Annotated in this window: 18 protein-coding genes and 1 other annotated feature; of the genes, 16 read left to right on the top strand and 2 right to left on the bottom strand. The window is 41.4% G+C overall.

The window, feature by feature from the left end; translation table 11 throughout:
* Positions 1 to 3: 3 nt before the first annotated feature.
* Positions 4 to 1,614 (bottom strand): T7SS effector LXG polymorphic toxin, encoded by a 1,611-nt coding sequence (locus MHI58_RS13480; protein WP_258165327.1) that lies wholly within the window; start codon positions 1,612 to 1,614, stop codon positions 4 to 6.
* 200 nt (positions 1,615 to 1,814) lie between these two features.
* Between MHI58_RS13480 and MHI58_RS13475 the strand changes: the two genes are divergently transcribed.
* From MHI58_RS13475 to MHI58_RS13445, 7 genes are all read left to right on the top strand, one after another.
* On the top strand, positions 1,815 to 3,107 hold the full coding sequence (locus MHI58_RS13475) for a Kelch repeat-containing protein (protein WP_368004327.1): 1,293 nt from the start codon (positions 1,815 to 1,817) through the stop codon (positions 3,105 to 3,107).
* Between the two features lie 252 nt (positions 3,108 to 3,359).
* Positions 3,360 to 3,509, top strand: coding sequence for a teichoic acid D-Ala incorporation-associated protein DltX (locus MHI58_RS13470; protein WP_024427820.1), 150 nt, complete (start codon positions 3,360 to 3,362; stop codon positions 3,507 to 3,509).
* A 14-nt stretch (positions 3,510 to 3,523) separates the two neighbouring features.
* Positions 3,524 to 5,029 (top strand): D-alanine--poly(phosphoribitol) ligase subunit DltA, encoded by a 1,506-nt coding sequence (gene dltA, locus MHI58_RS13465; protein WP_045034130.1) that lies wholly within the window; start codon positions 3,524 to 3,526, stop codon positions 5,027 to 5,029.
* Positions 5,026 to 6,210: a D-alanyl-lipoteichoic acid biosynthesis protein DltB gene (gene dltB / locus MHI58_RS13460; protein ID WP_045034129.1), complete on the top strand. Its 1,185-nt coding sequence runs from the start codon at positions 5,026 to 5,028 to the stop codon at positions 6,208 to 6,210. Before dltA ends, dltB begins: the two co-directional genes overlap by 4 nt.
* A 21-nt stretch (positions 6,211 to 6,231) precedes the next feature.
* Complete coding sequence (gene dltC / locus MHI58_RS13455) at positions 6,232 to 6,468, top strand: D-alanine--poly(phosphoribitol) ligase subunit 2 (RefSeq protein ID WP_024423191.1); 237 nt, start codon at positions 6,232 to 6,234, stop codon at positions 6,466 to 6,468.
* Positions 6,468 to 7,634 carry a D-alanyl-lipoteichoic acid biosynthesis protein DltD gene (gene dltD / locus MHI58_RS13450; protein ID WP_045034128.1) on the top strand — a complete coding sequence of 389 codons (1,167 nt, stop codon included), beginning with the start codon at positions 6,468 to 6,470 and terminating at the stop codon, positions 7,632 to 7,634. The genes dltC and dltD overlap by 1 nt, the downstream gene beginning before the upstream one ends.
* Positions 7,635 to 7,729: 95 nt before the next feature.
* Positions 7,730 to 8,149, top strand: coding sequence for a YkvA family protein (locus MHI58_RS13445; RefSeq protein ID WP_008342863.1), 420 nt, complete (start codon positions 7,730 to 7,732; stop codon positions 8,147 to 8,149).
* A 195-nt stretch (positions 8,150 to 8,344) separates the two neighbouring features.
* Here MHI58_RS13445 and MHI58_RS13440 read toward each other — a convergent pair whose 3' ends face one another.
* A complete protein-coding gene (locus MHI58_RS13440) occupies positions 8,345 to 9,388 on the bottom strand; it encodes a lactonase family protein (RefSeq protein WP_045034127.1) in 1,044 nt (347 codons plus the stop codon).
* 432 nt (positions 9,389 to 9,820) lie between these two features.
* Here MHI58_RS13440 and ilvE point away from each other — a divergent pair, with 432 nt between their 5' ends.
* From ilvE to ddcA, 9 genes are all read left to right on the top strand, one after another.
* On the top strand, positions 9,821 to 10,735 hold the full coding sequence (gene ilvE, locus MHI58_RS13435) for a branched-chain-amino-acid transaminase (protein WP_008342856.1): 915 nt from the start codon (positions 9,821 to 9,823) through the stop codon (positions 10,733 to 10,735).
* An 8-nt stretch (positions 10,736 to 10,743) separates the two neighbouring features.
* Positions 10,744 to 10,991: a binding site (T-box leader), on the top strand.
* A gap of 122 nt (positions 10,992 to 11,113) precedes the next feature.
* On the top strand, positions 11,114 to 12,838 hold the full coding sequence (gene ilvB / locus MHI58_RS13430; RefSeq protein WP_045034126.1) for an acetolactate synthase large subunit: 1,725 nt from the start codon (positions 11,114 to 11,116) through the stop codon (positions 12,836 to 12,838).
* Positions 12,835 to 13,353 (top strand): acetolactate synthase small subunit, encoded by a 519-nt coding sequence (ilvN, locus tag MHI58_RS13425; protein ID WP_007501584.1) that lies wholly within the window; start codon positions 12,835 to 12,837, stop codon positions 13,351 to 13,353. The genes ilvB and ilvN overlap by 4 nt, the downstream gene beginning before the upstream one ends.
* A gap of 18 nt (positions 13,354 to 13,371) precedes the next feature.
* Positions 13,372 to 14,400, top strand: a complete 1,029-nt coding sequence (gene ilvC / locus MHI58_RS13420; protein WP_007501581.1) for a ketol-acid reductoisomerase — start codon at positions 13,372 to 13,374, stop codon at positions 14,398 to 14,400.
* Positions 14,387 to 15,940, top strand: coding sequence for a 2-isopropylmalate synthase (locus MHI58_RS13415; RefSeq protein ID WP_008342850.1), 1,554 nt, complete (start codon positions 14,387 to 14,389; stop codon positions 15,938 to 15,940). The genes ilvC and MHI58_RS13415 overlap by 14 nt, the downstream gene beginning before the upstream one ends.
* An 18-nt stretch (positions 15,941 to 15,958) precedes the next feature.
* Positions 15,959 to 17,056 (top strand): 3-isopropylmalate dehydrogenase, encoded by a 1,098-nt coding sequence (gene leuB / locus MHI58_RS13410; protein ID WP_045034125.1) that lies wholly within the window; start codon positions 15,959 to 15,961, stop codon positions 17,054 to 17,056.
* 42 nt (positions 17,057 to 17,098) lie between these two features.
* A complete protein-coding gene (gene leuC, locus MHI58_RS13405; protein ID WP_007501575.1) occupies positions 17,099 to 18,514 on the top strand; it encodes a 3-isopropylmalate dehydratase large subunit in 1,416 nt (471 codons plus the stop codon).
* A gap of 15 nt (positions 18,515 to 18,529) precedes the next feature.
* The gene (gene leuD / locus MHI58_RS13400; protein ID WP_008342843.1) at positions 18,530 to 19,129 is read left to right on the top strand and encodes a 3-isopropylmalate dehydratase small subunit; all 600 of its coding nucleotides are present in this window, start codon (positions 18,530 to 18,532) and stop codon (positions 19,127 to 19,129) included.
* A 123-nt stretch (positions 19,130 to 19,252) separates the two neighbouring features.
* Positions 19,253 to 20,260, top strand: coding sequence for a DNA damage checkpoint antagonist DdcA (gene ddcA / locus MHI58_RS13395; RefSeq protein ID WP_008342841.1), 1,008 nt, complete (start codon positions 19,253 to 19,255; stop codon positions 20,258 to 20,260).
* Positions 20,261 to 20,275: the final 15 nt, after the last annotated feature.

Genomic DNA, 20,275 nt, shown 5'->3' with positions numbered 1-20,275 from the left:
GAGTTATTTATTGTTTCTTCTTTCAAAATAATAATGGTCTTCTACACCTTCGACTTTACCATTGCGGGTGTTATGTTCAGGTCTTACATTGTGGTGTGAAGGTTGGTTTCCGATGCCTCCTTCTCCAAAATCGTGACCATTTGAATGATCCTGAATAACAATCTTTTTACCATTAACTTCATATGTAAGCTCTCTCGTAAGGATTGGTTGGTTTTTTTCATTTAATATTCTTTTTCCATTTTTATCTGTTAAGGGCACCATCTTTTGACTTTCAGGGTTTTGTGTTCTTGGTATATTTAATTGACGTTTAATTTCTTTTAAACTAGCTTTTCTAGATTCATGATGGTTTTTATTTAAGTTTTTCTGTACGTCTAGTGTTGCTTTATTTTTTAATTTATTATTTACACCATCTAGTCCAAACGGCAAAAGCATTCCAAGCGCCGCGTTCATACTCGCTTCCTGCTGTTCTTTTGAGATCTTGTTTCCAAACATATCCCGGCCTGTGATCGCCTCGCTGAAGCCGTTGGTGGCGGTGAGGCCATATAAACCTTTTTGAGATGTTTTCAGGGCGTCAAAGGATTTTTGGGATGTCTTGTAGATATCGACTGCCCTGACTGCGGCTGATGTGGCTTGGGTCGTTTTATAGACAGCCTTTCCTCCTTTGAAAATGCGGCCTGCCCAGCCGACGATAGGAATGTAACCGGCTGCTGCCATGCCGCCTGCCGCGACTCGCTGTCCTGCGGTGAGTTCCTCGCCTGTGATTGGATCAACGCCCGTTGCGGCACGTTTTGCATCGTTCACGCCAGTCAGTTCATTCACGATGTTTCCACCATAATCGAGGGCTTTTTCATACCAAGGGCGGTTGGCGAGCGCTTCTTGTTCCTTCGCAATCTTGCGGGCTTCTTCTTGTTCTTTTTTGATTTTCAGATATTCAGAAGTTTGCTTCTCAATATCGCTCTTTGCCTTGTAGATTTCGCTATTTTGATACGCTTTCTTATCAAAATTCATAGGTGAAATCGCTTTTCCGTCATTTGTCGCATTCATCATTTCAGCGTACAATGCCATTGTAGCTTGCTGCTCCGTCTCTGACAAAGCATATTCATCTTTTAAATTTTGATCAAGTTCTCTCAGATCTTTGACCGTCTTTTTTCGTTCATCTTCCGCATCTTCTATTTTTTCATCAAAGGTTTGGCTATCAAATACCTCTAGGGAAATGAGGTCATCAATGTCTTGAAAAATGGTTTTGAGTGCCTTTTTTTGATCCTTCACAATGCTTTTGGCATTCTTGATACCCATATGTACTGCGTTGTCTAAAAAGTGTTCTTCTACAAAGGTATCGCCGCTAAAGCTCGTATCATCCAGTGTCCCAGAAACACCTTCATGAAAGGCTTTTTGTTTATCAATGAAGCTGATAAACATGTCTACATTTCCAGCAAGCTCTTTATAAAAGCTTTTAATGTTATCGGCTCCTTTCCCAGTGAAATCATCACCGAGATTGGCAACACCTTGTAATGCCTTTTTTAAATCTACCATTTGTTCGCGGAGTTCCTGGTAGTGTTTTGCCCTCGTGTCCATGGCACTTGTTAGTGCTTTTGCATCAAGTATCTTGCCCAGAAGGTTCACTCCCTTCTCAAATAATTATGTTTTATTTTAACAATATAAAAATAGGTAATGAATAGGTAAAAAGTAGCGAGTGATATGAAAGTGAATTAGAGAAGAACACTACTATTCTAAATTCACTTCTATTTTGTGGTAGAAAATGTACAGTTTAATCCGATACATATAGAGTAAGACTATCTGAAGGAGTGATATTCTTGAAAAAATGGTTATTAGTAATGATCTTGTTTGTACTTGCTATTCTGCAATCACATCAAGTAGCACAAGCTGCAACTGCAGAATGGAAAAAGCTTGCGGACTTACCGGAGGCAAGAATTGGTGCTAGTACAGGAGTAGTAGACGGAAACATCTATATTATAGGGGGAGGTTCTTATAATAAAGGATATTCAGATCAAACTTATATGTATGATCCCAGCATGAACAAATGGTTTGAAAAAAGTGTAATGCCAACTGCTAGGGGAGGGGCGGCAACAGTAACAATTGGCAACAAAATTTATGTTATAGCAGGGGGATCTGAAGATAGAAAGTTTAATAGCTTTGAAGTTTATGATGCAAAAAAAGATGAATGGACTAAGTTAGAAAATGTTCCGTTTAAGTCATTAAAAGGAGCATATAATGTACAGGCTGGAGCTATTGATAACAAAATTTATGTTCTAGGTGGGGGAGATGAATTTTATAGTTATAATGTAACCACACACGAATGGGTAAAAGAACTACAACCAAGTGTAATAATTAAAAATGCTACAAGTGTGGTTTCGAAAGGGAAGTTTTATGCAGTTTCCGGTAATACAAAATCTATAATCTATGAATACAACCCTTCTAATAATAAGTGGACAGAAAAAAAAGACGGATTTAAAGGGGAGTATTTGTCTGCTGTTAATTATAAAGAAAATATATTAGTTACGGCAGTTGCTCCAAAATATCAATATCTTTATGACGTTAATACAGAACAGAAATCTTATGTGAATACGCCGCAAAGCGATATGCGTATTGCTCATTCTTCTGTGATTATAGATGATACTTTATATATCATAGGAGGTAGAATACCCAACAATAACTTTACTCAATTAGCTGATAGAAACTATAAATCGGTCATCTCTATCTCCTTAAAAGACCTGGAACTTCCAAACAACACAGAAACACCCGGTGACAAAGATCCAGAACCGACAACACCACCAAAAGATGATTCTACAAATCCAGGAGACAAAGACCCAGAACCAACCACACCGCCTAAAGACGATACAACAGATGAAGACGGCGATGCCCTTCTCATCATCACAATGGTCAATGGCTTACAGAAAGAGTATGACCTTTCCATGAAAGAAGTCAACGCCTTCCTATCCTGGTACAAAAAGCGTGATGCTGGCGAAGGACCAGGTTTTTATGAAATTGATGAGCATGACAACAATAAAGGTCCTTTTGAAAGTAAAAAGGACTATGTGGTGTTCAAAAACATTCTCATGTTCGAAGTCAATAAATATAAGAAGTAAATGAAATCAAAGCCATCTAGTCCAACTAGGTGGCTTTTGCGTTAGTTCGACAGCTTTCAGCAATTTTAAGGCAAATTTAAGATCGGATTTCATTTCAAATGTATTAAATCTTTGTTACAATAAGACAGCTTTGCTCAAAAGAGACGTTCCAAGGTTCGACATTTTTTTAGTATTTCTTAAAAATTTTATCGTTTGATATGAAACTCTTTGAATGAGTCATGCGTCTCTATAAGTGTCAAAAGAAAAGAGGTTATCAATATGCTATTCAAAAAGCTATCAGAAAATAAGTCTGTAAAATGGATAGGATATACAAGCTTTTACTTACTTATTTTGCTATTATTGTTCTTTATTTACGGATTCCACACAGCAAATACGGGATCATTCATTTACAACGATTTTTAATTGGAGATTAAATTATGAAACTATTACAAACGATTCATGAATACCAGCAAACGAAACCAACACAGCCAGCATTTGTTTCTCAACATGCATCGATCACATATGATGAACTTTGGCATTTATCAGACCAAATGGCTGGTGCGATCGATGCAGTCGCAGCTGGCAGTGAACCTGTCATTGTATACGGTCATATGGAGCCAGAGATGCTGATTTCTTTCTTAGGCAGTGTGAAATCAGGCAGACCATATATTCCGGTCGATATCTCAATACCTGTCGAGCGTATCGTCTCAATTATTGAAAGCTCAAAAGCCAGTCTATTGATTTGTGCAAATGAGCAGAATGTATTAGATGTAGAAGAACACATTGAAGTGAAGAGTGCGGCATCGCTTTTAGCACTTGAAAAAGAAGCACCGCCATCCACGCAGTGGGTTCAACAAGATGATGTTTTCTACATTATTTATACATCTGGTAGTACCGGAAAACCGAAGGGCGTTCAGGTAACTGCCAATAATTTAGAAAGCTTTACAGATTGGATGTGCCGTGACTTCCCAATTGGTGAGGGACGCACATTTTTAAATCAAGCACCATTTTCTTTTGACTTATCAGTGATGGATCTTTATCCAGCGCTTCAATCAGGCGGTACGCTTTACTGTTTAGTAAAAGATCTCGTCAATAAGCCAAAGGATATGTTTGCCGCACTTGGTCAATCTGACGTTGAAGTGTGGACATCAACACCTTCTTTTGTGCAAATGTGCTTAATGGACCCTTCCTTTACAGGGGAGCTTTTACCTGAGCTGAAAGTTTTCTTGTTCTGCGGTGAGGCGCTTCCTGTAGCTGTAGCAAATTCACTTCTGGAGCGTTTTCCAAAGGCGCAGGTCTTTAATACGTATGGTCCAACTGAAGCAACTGTTGCGATCACATCGATTGAAGTGACGCAGGCGATTCTTGATCAGCACGATTCTTTACCAGTCGGCTATGCCAAACCTGATACAGATATCGTCATTTTAGATGAAGAAGGCAAGACACTTCCTGATGGTGAAAAAGGCGAAATTGTCATCGTGGGGCCAAGCGTCACGAGTGGCTATTTAGGTGAACAAGCCTTGACAGATAAAGTGTTCTTTGAATACGAAGGACGTCCTGCTTACCGTACAGGTGACGCGGGTGTGGCGCATGATGGTTTAATTACGTGCCATGGCCGTCTCGACTATCAAATTAAGCTTCATGGATACCGAATGGAGCTTGAAGAAATTGAATATCATGTGAGCGAGACAACCTATGTCAATGCTTGTGTGATTGTGCCATTCCAGCCAAACGGTCATGTTGAGTACTTGATTGCAGCGATTGTTCCAGCAGCTCATTCATTTGAAAAAGAGTATCAGCTGACAAGTGCGATTAAGAAAGAAATGGCGGATTCACTGCCAGCGTACATGATCCCAAGAAAGTTTGTCTATCTTGAGCAGCTGTACATGACGCCAAACGGGAAGGTTGACCGTAAGAGAATCGCGAAAGAGGTTCTTCTATGATTCCGTTTAGTTCATTCTTTTTCTTCATTCTAATTGGTATTCTTCTTTTGCCGACGATCATTCTTGGTCTTCGCGGCAAAAGAATGCAGGGCTACAACATGTTTGCAACGGTTGTGGCGCTGGCACTTATTTTCTCAAAGGATGCCCATGGCGCGCTGCTGCTCTTCTTGTTCACGGTGTGGCAAGTCTTCATCATCCGCCTGTACCTTGCATACAGGTTAAAGGCGAATCAGGCATCTGTTTTCTATGCAGCAGTGGTGGCATCTATTTTGCCGCTTGTGCTGTCTAAGATTTTACCGTTCTTTTTAACTCATCAGCCGCACCAGCCGCCGCCAATAAACTGGCTGAGCTTTTTGGGGATCTCGTACTTAACATTTAAAGGTGTTCAGTTAATTATCGAGACAAGAGACGGCTTGATTAAGAAGAAAATTCCGATTCACCGTTTGGTCTATTTCATTGTCTTTTTCCCGACGATTTCATCAGGTCCGATTGACCGTTACCGCCGATTTGAAAAAGATATGGATACACCGCCTGAAAAGGAAGCATACAGTGATCTTCTATATGCCGGTATTCATAAAATTTTCATTGGCTTCTTATATAAGTTCATTATTGGTTATCTGATTCACACATATATTCTGATGAATATTCATCATATTAGCAGCAGTCACTTTGTTCAGCAGTTAACGTATATGTATGCTTACAGCATGTATTTGTTCTTTGACTTTGCTGGATATACAGCATTTGCTGTAGGTGTGAGTTATATTATGGGTATTAAATCGCCAGAGAACTTTAATAAACCGTTTATCAGCCGAAATATTAAAGACTTCTGGAATCGCTGGCATATGTCCCTGTCCTTCTGGTTCAGAGACTACGTGTTTATGAGATTTGTGTTCTTTATGACCAAAAAGAAGTGGATCAAGAACCGAATGGCTGTATCAAATATTGGGTACTTTGTCCTCTTTCTATTGATGGGTGCTTGGCATGGTCTTGCCCTTCAATATATTATTTACGGACTATATCATGCAGTTGTCATGTCCGGTTACAATTTATTTGAGAAATGGAATAAAAAGCACAAGTGGTGGCCGGATAATAAGGTCACAATGGTTGTGTCGATCATTATTACATTCCATGTGATTTGTTTCGGATTTTATATTTTTTCAGGAAAACCATTTCATCATTAATGATTAAGGGAGTAGAAAATTATGGAATTTAAAAATCAAGTATACGGTATTATTGCAGAGGTTTGTCAGGACGACGTTGTGAAAGAAAATCCAGAGATTGCGATTTTTGAAGAAGGTCTTCTTGATTCATTTGGTACAGTAGAACTGCTTATGGCAATTGAAAGTCAACTCGGAATCACTGTTCCGATTACAGAATTCGATCGTGATGTGTGGGATACGCCGAATCATATTGCTGAGCAGCTGGCAGAGATGAAGTAATGAAAAAGCGTTTTTTTGGGCCGCTTATTTTAGCGGCTGTTCTATTCATTGGTGTTCTTCTTGTACCAAATGCATGGCTCTCACATCTGATCCCAAAAGACAAATTACAAAAGTCAGCCACAGAATTAGATCCAGGGATGTTCCAAGGGCTTTATTTACAAGATGAAATGCTAAAAGATCCAACTTATTTGCCGATCTATGGATCTTCTGAACTATCACGTTTTGATCCATATCACCCTTCGAATTTCTTTCATGAAAATCCTCAAGGGTTTACACCTTATCTTGTTGGAAAAGGTGGATCGCAATCATTAATTCATGCCATGAACTTTGCAGCGCATATGGATGAATTAAAAGGGAAAAAGCTTGTGTTTATCGTGTCCCCGCAGTGGTTTGTCAAAGGGGGATCAGACGAGAATCACTTTGCTCCTAACTATTCAGCGCTTCAGGCGCTTGATCTTGCTTATAATAAAGAAATTGATCCAGCTGTGAAAAAAAAGCTCATCAAAAGAATCATGAAGTTTAAGGCAGTAAAGAACGACATGGTCATCACAGAGCTTTTTAAAGCAGAGCTTTCTGGGAACAAATTCGCCTTTGGTGCGATTTCTCCTATTGCAAAAATGTATTATGGCATGCTTCAAAAGAAAGACATGTACTATACGATCGGATCTGGGCATGAGCGCAAGCTTCGTCCGTCTCCTTCAGTGAAAGGGAAAACATGGACTGAGCTTGAAAAAGAAGCGAGCGTCTTAGGATCTGAAAAAGCAGGGGACAACCCGTTTTATATTGATCAGAGACTGTTTGATCGTAAGCTGAAGCCGATCATGAAAAAGATGAAGGATTCTCGTCGTGACAATTCTTATGCAGAATCACCTGAATATAAAGATTTCCAGATCATGCTGGATATTTTAAAACAGGCAGGGGCGAAGCCTTTATTCGTGACGATTCCCGTCAACGGAAAATGGTATGATTACACTGGTTTTCCGAAAGAGGGGCGTACAGATTATTATCAAAAAATCAATCGTCAAATTCGAGATAATGGGTATGAAGTCGCAGATTTGACTTCGCATGAGTATGACCCATATTTCTTTAAGGATACGATTCATGTGTCGTATAAAGGATGGGTATACATCGATAAGGCGATCGAAAAGTTTTACAAAGAGCAGTAGATTGCAGCAGCTTTCTGCTGCTTTTTGTTTGTCGAATGAGTGGATTTCTTGTATAAATAAGGTGGAAGGGCTATGCTGAATATGGAGGCGATACGATGAATCGTTCTGAGAAAAAAGAACTATTAAAGCGTTCAAAGAAGCATTTTAATGATCATGCCTTTTGGGAAAAGTTAAAAAAGACGGCACAAAAAGCTGGAGTTTCTCTTGTCTATGCTGTGTTATTACTTTATTATACATTGCAAAAACCCGAAGTACCGGTTAAAGCGAAGACCCTCATCATTGGGGCGCTAGGGTACTTTATCCTTCCGATTGACCTAATCCCTGATACATTGGTGGGGATCGGCTACACAGATGATCTAGGCGCCATCACATTTGCTCTGCTTCAAGTCGCAATGTACATTGATGACGATGTCAAAGGAAAAGCAAAAGACAGGCTGGGAAAATGGTTCGGTGAAAAAAGCGATACGTCTTTCATTGATCAAAAGCTTGAAGATGGCGGTATGCCGTCTGCTTAAAGAAAAGCCTCCTAAACAGAGGCTTCAGCGTGTAGACAAACCCTCGCATTCTTTGTCAGTCCTGCGCTCCGGTGCTCGTTCTTCTTAGACTTCAAGGGTTTTCAACTACGCTGAAAAAAAGACAAAGGGCTAAAATAAAGTTCATTTTAGCCCTTTGTCAACAATCTATAGCCTCCTAAACGGAGGTTTTTTTCATTATCCTAAAAATTTCACGCAAACCGGATGCGGAACGGTGATGTCTGATTGTAAGACAGTGAGTCGACCGGTTTCTTTGTCACGTTTGTATAACACAAGATTGCTAGATTCTTGGTTTGAGCCGACGAGAAATTCTTCTGTTGGATCAAGGACAAAGTCTCTAGGCCAATTTCCTTCAGATGAAGCAATTTCAACGAGGCTTAGTTTGCCGTCATGATCTGCTTTGAAAATAGCAATGCTGTCATGTCCACGATTTCCTGCATACACAAATTGACCGTCAGAAGACACATGAATGGCGCTGCCTTGATTATTCTCTGTGAAGTCATTAGGAATGGTTGCGATTGTTTGGATCTCTTCGAAATGACCATCTTCAAAGTAACGAAGTACAATGACCTCTGAGCTGAGCTCTGTCATCACATAGGCCACAGGCTTCGTTGGGTGGAATGTAATATGACGAGGGCCGCTGCCTGGTTTTGTTTCAAATGTATGGGCAAGCTCAAGTTTGCCGTTTTCTTTCTTATACGTATAAATTCCGTCTGTGCCAAGGTCAATAGCTACTGCAAATTGTTCATCAGGTGTCAAACCCATAAAGTGAGTGTGCGGTTTTTCTTGACGGTCTTCGTTTGGTCCAGTGCCTTCATGCTGCGCTTGTGACAGCGTGCGGATCACTGAGCCGTTTTCAGCATCAATTTCGTACATCTCTGCTGTTCCTTTATGATAGTTTGCTGTAAACGCCGTTTTCGTTTGGCTGTCCACGCTGACGTGACAAGGAGAAGCCCCATCGGCAAGCTCTTGGTTGATGAAACGAAGTGCGCCGGTGTCGGCATCAATTTGATACGCAGCAAGTCCGCCTTGTGCTCCTTCTTTCACAACAGCATACACAAACTTTTGAGAATCTGAGACAGTTAAATATGTAGGATTTTCAAGTTCTGCAGCCACTTCTACTTGTTCAATCTGCTGCTTGTCCGTATTTAAAGTAAAAGAATAGATTCCTTTGCTGTCTCCCTTTGTATACGTTCCGATATAACCTCTGATGTTAGCCATGTATTGCCCTCCTTCTATTAGATGCTCTCATTCTATCATAAATTCATAGGAAAACGCTTTAGAAAGGCATGCTGAAGGAAAAAACAAACGCAATGAAATCTCACAATATTCTTCAAAAACCGTGTGAAAAAATATCACAAAAGCTTGTTCAAAAGAAAACCGTTCATGTAGAGTAAACAAATTGAAGAAAAAATACAAAAAATTTTAAGTTTTTTCATTCCTTGTCTAGCAAAGGTGTAAGCGTATACATTTTATTTTGATTAGTCTAAATTGTCTAATAATTTTAAAAATGCTGTTGACACTGTATGGAAAGCGGCGTAAGATGGGTTCAACAAAAGCAAACAGACACGCAGAGTAAGCGTGAGACACTTCAATATAAAGTGTCTGAAAATTCAACTACTTTTTGTTTGAAAGAGAGGGTGCTCACTGAAGATGGAAGACCAAAAGGAACAGTGGATCTTTTTAAACGATGAACTCGTGAAAAAAGAGGATGCGAAAATTTCAGTTTATGATCATGGCTTCTTATATGGTGACGGTGTGTTCGAAGGAATACGTGTATATAACGGAAATATCTTTCGAATGAAAGAACATTTAGACCGCCTGTATGATTCCGCTAGATCGATTATGCTGAACATTCCATATTCACTTGAGGAGCTCACTGAAAAAATGATTCATACAGTTGAAAGGAACGGCCTAAAAGATGCCTATATCCGCCTTGTTGTCTCAAGAGGAGCCGGTGATCTTGGCTTAGATCCAAACAACTGTGGGAGAGCCAACACAGTGATCATTGTAGAGCCGCTGGCCATCTTTCCAAAGCACCTATATGAAACAGGTATTGATATTGTGACAGTACCGACAAGGCGAAATCGTCCTGACGTACTAAGTCCAAAAGTGAAATCATTAAACTATTTGAATAACATTCTTGTCCGAATCGAAGCCCATATGGCCGGTGTGAGTGAAGCGCTGATGCTGAACGATCAAGGGTACGTGGCAGAAGGTTCAGCGGACAATGTGTTTATTTATAAAAAAGGTAAGCTCTATACACCGCCAGGTTATATCGGCGCTCTTGAAGGCATCACAAGAAATGCCATCATGGAAATCGCAGAAGACTTAGGCTACGAAGTGAAAGAAGAACCTTTCACAAGACACGATGTGTATACAGCTGAAGAAGTCTTCCTGACAGGAACCGCTGCCGAAGTCATCGCTGTTGTAAAAGTTGACGGCCGTATCATTGGCGAAGGAAAACCAGGGTTCCACACAAACAAACTTCTTGAACAATTCCGCAAGCGAGTCGTTGAAGAAGGAGAAAAAGTAGTCTTTACCGATGAAAACATTCACGCAAGCTAAATAGATATCGATAAACGTTGAAGAGGACTAGTAGCTTTAGAGTCAGTATCTACAGAGAGCCGGTGCTAGCTGGAAACCGGTGTTACTTTCTAAAGTGAACTCACCTCTGAGTGTCTGCTTGAAATGATAGTAGGGCAGACCGAGTGACATTGCATCACTCGTTACCAAAATGGATGAAAGATGTCCATGAGACGGCAGCATGATTTGCCGTGAACAAGGGTGGTACCGCGAAAAACAAAGCTTTTTCGCCCCTTTGACCTAGTGAAAAGTAGTGTCATTGTGGGGTGAGAAGGCTTTTTTATATGGTCTCATATCTCTATCTTGAATGGAAAAGGGTGAAAGGACTTGACTGAAGCAAGACAAAGAGGAGGAAATCAAATGGGGACAAATGTACAAATGGAGACGGAAAAATCAAATGCACCACAAACGATGAACGGTGCACTCATGTTAATTGAAGCACTCAAAAGAGAAAAAGTAGAAGTCATTTTTGGTTATCCTGGCGGAGCCGTTTTACCAATCTACGATAAAATTTACGATTCTGGTTTGTTTCATGTCCTGCCAAGACATGAGCAAGGAGCGATTCACGCAGCGGAGGGATACGCAAGAGTATCTGGTAAACCAGGCGTTGTTATTGCCACATCAGGACCGGGGGCAACCAACCTAGTCACAGGAATTGCGGATGCGATGATTGATTCACTACCTATGGTTATCTTCACTGGACAGGTGGCTACCTCAGTCATTGGATCAGATGCTTTCCAAGAAGCAGATGTACTTGGTATCACAATGCCAATCACAAAACACAGCTATCAAGTGAGACGTCCAGAAGAGTTACCGGGTGTCATTAAAGAGGCATTTCACATCGCAACAACCGGCAGACCTGGTCCAGTCTTGATTGATATTCCAAAAGATGTCGCTGGTATTGAAGGGACATTTGAATACGATCAGCCAATCGATTTGCCTGGTTATCAGCCGAAAATTGAGCCGAATTATTTGCAAATTCGCAAGTTAGTAGAAGCTGTAAGCAGAGCAAAGAAACCAGTTATTCTTGCAGGAGCTGGCGTTCTTCACGGCAAAGCGTCGGAAGAATTAAGGCAATATGTAGAGCAGCAACAAATCCCTGTCGCTCATACATTGCTTGGGCTTGGTGGATTCCCGGCAAAGCATCCTCTTTTCCTAGGAATGGCAGGTATGCACGGCACATATGCAGCGAACATGGCACTACATCAATGTGACTTACTCATTTCAATCGGAGCGAGATTTGATGACAGGGTAACCGGCAACCTCAATCATTTTGCAAAGCAAGCGAAGGTGGCTCATATTGACATCGACCCAGCGGAAATTGGTAAAAACATTCACACCCATATCCCAGTTGTTGGTGACAGTAAGCTAGTGCTTCAAGAACTGATCAAGCAGGACGGGAAACAAGGTGAATCAGACGAGTGGAAGAGCCAGCTAAATCAGTGGAAGGAAGAATATCCACTCTGGTACGTTGAAAACGAAGCTGAAGGTTTTAAACCTCAAAAGTTGATTGAATACATTCATCAATTCACAAAAGGTGAAGCCATTGTGGCAACTGATGTCGGACAGCACCAAATGTGGGCTGCACAGTTCTATCCATTCGAAAATGCCGATAAATGGGTGACATCTGGTGGGCTTGGCACAATGGGATTTGGTTTACCGGCAGCGATTGGCGCGCAGCTAGCTGATCAAGAGGCAACGGTTGTAGCGATTTTAGGAGACGGAGGTTTCCAAATGACCCTGCAAGAACTTGCCGTTATCCGTGAGCTGAACCTTCCAGTGAAAGTGATTGTTCTCAATAATCACAGTCTTGGAATGGTAAGACAATGGCAAGAAATTTTTTACGAAGAACGCTACTCACATTCTAAATTTTCAGAGCAGCCAGACTTCGTAAAATTATCTGAAGCTTATGGCATTAAAGGGATCAGAATCTCATCAGACGAAGAGGCGCAAGAAAAGCTAGAAGAAGCATTAACGTCTAGAGAGCCTGTTTTCATCGATGTCAATGTAGCGAGAGATGAGAAAGTATTCCCGATGGTAGCACCGGGGAAAGGACTTCATGAGATGGTGGGGGTGAAACCTTGAAAAGAATTATTGTGTTGACTGTATTAAATCGATCAGGCGTACTGAACAGAATCACAGGCCTTTTTACCAAAAGACACTACAATATTGAAAGCATTACGGTCGGCCATTCTGAGATTCAAGATGTATCACGCATCACGTTCGTCGTCCATGTAGACCAGGAGAAAGACATCGAACAGCTGACAAAACAGCTGAACAAACAAATCGATGTCCTCAAAGTAACGGATATTACAAACCAATCAATCGTTCAGCGAGAGCTGGCTTTGATAAAAGTCGTATCTGCACCAGCATCTAGAATGGAGATCACGGGGGTCATTGAACCGTTTAGGGCTTCTATTGTAGATGTGAGCAGAGAAAGTGTCGTCATTCAGGTGACAGGTGAGTCTTCAAAAATTGAAGCACTCATTGAATTACTTAAGCCATACGGCATTAAAGAAGTCGCCAGAACTGGCACCACGGCCTTTGCGAGAGATAATCAGCAAAAGCCGCAAACAAATAAAACAATTTCAATTGTCTAAACAAAAGGAGAGAGTCAAATGGTAAAAGTATATTATAACGGTGATATTCAAGAAAACGTATTAAACGGTCAAAAGGTAGCTATCATTGGTTACGGATCACAAGGTCATGCACATGCATTGAACTTAAAAGAGAGCGGCGTAGATGTCATTGTCGGCGTAAGAAAAGGTGGATCTTATACAAAAGCACAAGAAGACGGTCATCAAGTATTCACAGTAAAAGAAGCAGCAGCACAAGCAGATGTCGTCATGGTATTACTTCCAGATGAGCAGCAAAAGAAAGTATATGATGAAGAAATCAAAGATCAATTAGAAGCAGGGAATTCACTTGTATTCGCACACGGATTCAACGTTCACTTCCATCAAATTGTTCCTCCAAGTGACGTAGATGTGTATCTTGTGGCTCCAAAAGGCCCAGGACATCTTGTAAGAAGAACATATGAGCAAGGCGCTGGTGTACCTGCACTATTTGCTATCTATCAAGATGTATCAGGTCAAGCGAAAGACAAAGCACTTGCTTATGCAAAAGCAATCGGTGGAGCAAGAGCGGGCGTTCTTGAAACAACATTTAAAGAAGAAACAGAAACGGATCTATTCGGTGAGCAGGCAGTTCTTTGTGGAGGTCTTACTTCATTAGTAAAAGCAGGTTTTGAAACATTAACAGAAGCTGGTTATCAGCCAGAGCTTGCATACTTCGAGTGTCTGCATGAACTGAAATTGATCGTTGATCTTATGTATGAAGAAGGATTAGAAGGTATGAGATATTCAATCTCTGATACAGCGCAGTGGGGTGACTTCGTATCAGGACCACGCGTTGTGGATGCGAAAGTAAAAGAATCAATGAAAGCAGTCTTGACTGACATCCAAAACGGAACATTCGCGAAAGAATGGATTGTTGAAAACCAAGTGAATCGTCCACGTTTCAATGCGATCAATGCAAATGAAAATGAGCACCAAATTGAAATCGTCGGAAGAAAGCTTCGTGAAATGATGCCTTTCGTTAAACAAGGAAAGAAAAAGGAAGCGGTGAGCGTCGGTGCGAAAAATTAATTTTTTTGACACAACACTTCGAGATGGAGAGCAATCACCAGGAGTGAACTTAAATGCACAAGAAAAGCTAATCATTGCTAAGCAGCTTGAGCGCCTTGGGGTTAATATCATTGAAGCGGGTTTTCCCGCTTCATCCCGAGGGGATTTCTTAGGCGTACAAGAAATTGCAAGAACGATTAAGAACTGTTCAGTTGCAGGACTTGCACGATGTGTGAAAGGTGACATTGATGCTGCATGGGACGCATTAAAAGATGGAGCTCAACCAAGAATACACGTCTTTATTGCGACTTCTGACATTCACCTCAAGCATAAACTAAAGAAAACACGTGAAGAAGTGGTTGAACAAGCTGTTTCAATGGTGAAATACGCGAAAGAGCGCTTCCCAGTTGTTCAGTGGTCAGCAGAAGATGCATGCCGGACAGATCTTTCTTTCCTAGCAGAAATTGTAGAAAAAGTGATCGACGCAGGCGCAAGTGTCATTAACTTGCCTGACACTGTTGGATACCTAGCACCAAAAGAGTACGGAAATATCTTTAAATATATGAAAGAACACGTTCCAAATATCGATCAAGTCATCTTGTCAGCACACTGTCATGATGATTTAGGAATGGCTGTAGCGAACTCACTTGCTGCCATTGAAAATGGAGCAGATCAAATTGAAACAGCTGTCAACGGAATTGGAGAGCGCGCAGGAAATGCTGCTTTAGAAGAAATTGCAGTTGCCCTTCATATTCGCAAAGACTTTTATCAAGTCGAATCAACTATTCAGTTGAATGAAATTAAGCGCACAAGTGATGTAGTGAGCAAATACTCAGGTATGATTGTACCGCGTAATAAAGCAGTCGTTGGAAACAATGCATTTGCCCATGAATCAGGTATTCACCAAGATGGATTCCTCAAAGAAAAAACAACCTATGAAATTATCTCTCCAGAGCTTGTAGGCGTCACAACAGATGTGCTTGTCCTTGGTAAACACTCCGGAAGACACGCGTTTAAAGACCGCTTAAAAACACTCGGCTTTAAATTGACTGAAGAAGAAATCAATAAGTTCTTCGAAACGTTTAAGAACTTAACAGAGAAGAAGAAAGAAATCACAGATGATGATTTAATCTCTATTATATTAGAAGAAAAAGTAGCAGACCGTAAAATCGGCTATGAATTTGAAAGTCTTCAAGTTCATTATGGGACAGAGCAAATGCCGACAGCAACAGTCTCTCTTAAAAATCAAGAAACGCAGGAAGTCATTCAAGAAGCAGCTACAGGTGCAGGCAGTGTAGAAGCTGTGTACAACACGCTTGAGCGCTGTATGGAGGAAAGAATTCATTTGCTAGATTATCGTATTCAATCCAATGGAAAAGGCAGAGACGCACTAGCGGAAGTATATGTCACTGTTTCAATAGAAGGAAAAGAAACAGCAGGACGCGGTGTAGCGCAAGATGTGCTGGAAGCATCGGCTAAAGCTTACGTCAATGCAGTGAATAGACATTTAATCTTTAAATCAAACCTAATAGAAATTGAGAAACATCACGCCATCTCATAAGAAAGGAGGAAGGGACTCATGAAAAAGAAAATTGCACTTTTGCCCGGCGATGGAATCGGACCGGAAGTCGTCACATCAGCCGTCGCTGTCCTGAAAGAGACAGCGGCTCAATTTCAACACGAATTTGAATTCGAAACAGCTCTCATTGGCGGTATAGCGATAGATGAAAAAAACAATCCGCTCCCTAAAGAAACAGTAGAAGTGTGCAAAAGCGCAGATGCGATTTTATTAGGAGCCGTTGGCGGACCAAAGTGGGATCAAAACCCGCCAGAACTTCGCCCAGAAAAAGGCTTGCTCTCCATTCGCAAGCAGCTGGACTTATTTGCGAACATCCGCCCTGTCAAAGTATTTGATAGCTTGAGTGAGGCTTCACCGTTAAAACAAGATCACATTAACGGAGTAGATTTCGTCATCGTTCGTGAATTAACTGGAGGCCTCTACTTTGGCGAACCAAGTGAGCGCTACACGGATGATGAAGGAAAAGAAGCTGCGGTTGATACACTTCTTTATACAAAGGAAGAGATTGTTCGTGTATTAAAAGAAGCGTTCGACATGGCGTTAACAAGACGGAAAAAAGTAACGTCTGTGGATAAAGCGAATGTTCTCGCTTCGAGTAAACTATGGCGGGATGCGGTAGAAGAAGTTGCATCCCAGTATCCAGATGTCGCATATGAGCACATGCTCGTCGATAATGCTGCGATGCAACTTATTTATAAGCCCGCTCAATTTGATGTCATCGTGACAGAGAATATGTTTGGTGACATTTTAAGTGACGAAGCATCTATGATTACTGGCTCACTCGGCATGCTGCCATCTGCTAGTTTATCAAGCACCGGCCTACATTTATATGAGCCGATTCATGGTTCAGCACCCGATATTGCGGGGCAAAATGTCGCAAACCCTCTGGCTACTATATTGTCAGCAGCCAGCTTGCTTAGAACATCCTTTGCTTTAGAAGAAGAAGCGGCTGCAATTGAAGCAGCTGTGGAAGCCGTTCTTGCCTCTGGCAAACGAACAAAGGACCTAGCAGCAAAAGAGGGAACGTATGAAACGACTGATGATATCACGAAAGCCGTTGTAGATGCACTCAAACAACGGGCGAAAACCATTGTATAAATAGAAATCTTGTTGAATTAGGTAGAGGGAGGAAAAAGGGTTATGCCTCGAACAATCATCGAAAAAATATGGGATCAGCATGTTGTCAAAAATGGCGAGGGAAAACCAGACCTTTTATATATTGATCTGCACTTGGTGCATGAGGTGACGTCACCTCAAGCATTTGAAGGATTAAGACAAAAAGGGCGCAAGGTGCGAAGACCACAAAACACATTTGCGACGATGGATCACAACATTCCGACTGTGAATCGATTTGTGATCAAAGATGAGATTGCGAAGAAGCAAGTCAGTGCTCTAGAGCGCAACTGTGCTGAATTTGGGGTCCGTCTAGCTGACCTTCACAGTGTAGACCAAGGAATTGTTCATGTCGTTGGACCAGAGCTTGGTTTAACACTTCCGGGGAAAACAATCGTGTGTGGAGATAGTCATACATCTACTCATGGCGCATTTGGTGCACTTGCCTTTGGGATTGGCACAAGTGAGGTTGAGCATGTGCTTTCCACACAAACACTTTGGCAGCAGCGTCCGAAGACACTAGAAATTAGAGTAGACGGAACGCTTCAAAAAGGGGTAACAGCCAAAGATGTCATTTTAGCAGTCATTGGCGCACATGGCGTGAAGTTCGGTTCAGGTTATGTCATTGAATACACTGGGGAAGTATTCAGAAACATGTCAATGGATGAGCGGATGACCGTTTGTAATATGTCAATTGAAGCAGGCGCAAGAGCAGGATTGATCGCACCTGATGAAGTGACCTTTGAATATTGCCGCGGACGAAAATACGCACCGCAGGGTGAAGATTTCGAAGCAGCGATCAAAGAATGGAAAGAACTAAGAACAGATCCGGGTGCGACCTATGATAAAACCATTGTTTTAGATGGAAATCATATTTCACCAATGGTCACGTGGGGAATTAACCCAGGAATGGTGCTCCCTGTGGATGCAGCAATTCCAGGACCTGAAGATTTTGCACAAGAAGATGACCAAAAAGAAGCAAAACGTGCTTATGAATACATGGGGGTTCACCCGCATCAGCGTATTGAAGATATTACGATTGAGCATGTGTTTATTGGCTCATGTACGAACTCAAGAATGACTGATTTACGCCAAGCCGCTTCTATGATTGAAGGACAAAAAGTAGCTGATCATGTCAGAGCGATTGTGGTTCCTGGCTCACAAAGTGTCAAACTGCAAGCAGAAGAAGAAGGTCTTCATGAAATTTTCCTAGAAGCAGGATTTGAATGGAGAGAATCTGGCTGTAGTATGTGCCTCAGCATGAATAACGATGTGGTGCCAGAAGGTGAACGCTGTGCATCTACATCAAACCGTAACTTTGAGGGACGTCAAGGGAAGGGTGCAAGAACGCATCTTGTCAGCCCGGCAATGGCTGCAATGGCTGCCATACATGGCCGATTTGTCGATGTCAGGAAGTTTAATCAAGAGAAAACAGTCGTGTAAGGAGTTGTGTCATAGATGGAGCCTTTAGTCACTCATAAAGGAAAAGCCGCTGTGCTTAACCGTATAAATGTAGATACAGATCAAATCATTCCGAAACAGTTTTTGAAAAGAATCGAACGAACAGGATATGGCCGATTTGCCTTCTTCGACTGGCGATATTTAGCAGATGGCAGTCCGAATCCAGATTTTGAACTCAATCAGCCGATTTATGAAGGAGCCTCTATTTTGATCGCAGGCGAAAACTTTGGCTGCGGATCATCAAGGGAACATGCGCCTTGGGCACTTGATGATTATGGTTTCAAAATTGTCATTGCCCCATCTTTCGCCGATATTTTTCATCAAAACTGTTTTAAAAACGGGATGCTTCCGATCCGCCTTGATTATGATGTGTGGAAAACGTTTGCTGCATCATATGAAAACAAAGGATATGAAATGACAGTTGATCTGGAAAAACAACAGATTCAAGACCATGAAGGGAATGTTACTCCTTTCGATGTAGATCCACACTGGAGAGAAATGCTCCTGAATGGCTATGATGAGATTTCATTAACATTGTTACTAGAAGATGAGATTCAAGCATTTGAAGAAAAACGTAGCAGCTGGCTGCGTGCATAAACAACGAGAAGCCGTCCCCGTGGTGTGACGGCTTCTTTTTTGCATGAAAACCTCTCGTTACTTGTGTTTACTAACCTTCGTTGGTAAACTGATAAAAAATATGCGCCCGAAAGGAACGTAAGCATGAAACATGACAAGAAGAAAGATAATGTCATTTTGTTTCCTGGTCTGAAAGAAAGACTGATTGAAAAAGGAATGGCAGCATTAAAAGATAAACAGTATCAAGAGGCGCTTCACTTATTTTCAGAAGCGAAATCGTATGATGACGATGAAGAATCCGATATTCATCTCGGTATGGCGATTTGTTTTCTAGAGCTTGGTGAGCTGCAGGATGCAAAGCGAGTCTGTGAAAAGATGCTACATGAAGGATATGGCCACTATTTCACTGTGCTTCAAGTATATATGACCATCTTAATTCAGCTGAAAGAGTACGAGGAAGTCAAACAAACAATTGAGGCTGTCCTTGAAGAAAATCACCTTCCAGCAGAAAGCGCGGAGCATTTTTATAAGCTGCTTGAATTTAGCAGAAAGATGATTGAATCACCAGAAGAGATTTTAGACGAAGACGAGGAAGGCAGCGGAGAAATCAATATAGATGAAATGCTCGAGCGGCCAGAAGAGCAGGTGCAGTTCATCCATTCGCTGAAAGACCGAAACATCACGCCGCATATGGGTCTATTAAATACGATCCTACAAAAGCCTGATGGCAACCCTTTGGTCAAATCATTGATCCTGCAACTTCTGTCAGATCATGATGTGGCAAAGCCGGTTCATGTGACGAAGTTCGGTGATTCTTTAACGCTTGTTCCTTCTGAGGCTGTCAAGCCAGAGCAAATGCCACTGCTTCAGCAAGTCCTTCGAAAGCTCGATGACACACTCGGCAATGAGAACCCAACCCTTTACCAAGGAGTTGAAGAGTTATGGCGCCGGCACTTATTTGTGCTATATCCATTTCTTCCTAAATATACGGATCCGAATCTTTGGGCTGCGGCACTTCATAAAGTCGGCTATGAAATGCATGGAATCGAGATTGACCTCGAAGAATTGCATTTATTGTATGATTTTAACGAACGAGAGCTGAGAGAAGCTTGTACAATGCTGAAAGATATTGAAGAAATTTCTTATTTGTAATTTGTCGATTTAGTT

This window comes from Bacillus sp. FSL K6-2869 (assembly GCF_040869405.1).
In the GTDB taxonomy this organism is placed as follows: domain Bacteria; phylum Bacillota; class Bacilli; order Bacillales; family Bacillaceae; genus Bacillus; species Bacillus altitudinis.
Note: the sequence above shows the minus strand (reverse complement) of the source record. Positions and strands in the feature narration are given on the sequence as shown.

What these genes read in the sequence shown, in the direction of transcription:
- dltA (WP_045034130.1), top strand. Translation starts at nt 3,524, where the DNA reads ATGAAACTATTACAAACGATTCATGAATACCAGCAAACGAAACCAACA.
- dltB (WP_045034129.1), top strand. Translation starts at nt 5,026, where the DNA reads ATGATTCCGTTTAGTTCATTCTTTTTCTTCATTCTAATTGGTATTCTT.
- dltC (WP_024423191.1), top strand. Translation starts at nt 6,232, where the DNA reads ATGGAATTTAAAAATCAAGTATACGGTATTATTGCAGAGGTTTGTCAG.
- dltD (WP_045034128.1), top strand. Translation starts at nt 6,468, where the DNA reads ATGAAAAAGCGTTTTTTTGGGCCGCTTATTTTAGCGGCTGTTCTATTC.
- MHI58_RS13445 (WP_008342863.1), top strand. Translation starts at nt 7,730, where the DNA reads ATGAATCGTTCTGAGAAAAAAGAACTATTAAAGCGTTCAAAGAAGCAT.
- MHI58_RS13440 (WP_045034127.1), bottom strand. Translation starts at nt 9,388, where the DNA reads ATGGCTAACATCAGAGGTTATATCGGAACGTATACAAAGGGAGACAGC.
- ilvE (WP_008342856.1), top strand. Translation starts at nt 9,821, where the DNA reads ATGGAAGACCAAAAGGAACAGTGGATCTTTTTAAACGATGAACTCGTG.
- ilvB (WP_045034126.1), top strand. Translation starts at nt 11,114, where the DNA reads ATGGGGACAAATGTACAAATGGAGACGGAAAAATCAAATGCACCACAA.
- ilvC (WP_007501581.1), top strand. Translation starts at nt 13,372, where the DNA reads ATGGTAAAAGTATATTATAACGGTGATATTCAAGAAAACGTATTAAAC.
- leuB (WP_045034125.1), top strand. Translation starts at nt 15,959, where the DNA reads ATGAAAAAGAAAATTGCACTTTTGCCCGGCGATGGAATCGGACCGGAA.
- leuC (WP_007501575.1), top strand. Translation starts at nt 17,099, where the DNA reads ATGCCTCGAACAATCATCGAAAAAATATGGGATCAGCATGTTGTCAAA.
- leuD (WP_008342843.1), top strand. Translation starts at nt 18,530, where the DNA reads ATGGAGCCTTTAGTCACTCATAAAGGAAAAGCCGCTGTGCTTAACCGT.
- ddcA (WP_008342841.1), top strand. Translation starts at nt 19,253, where the DNA reads ATGAAACATGACAAGAAGAAAGATAATGTCATTTTGTTTCCTGGTCTG.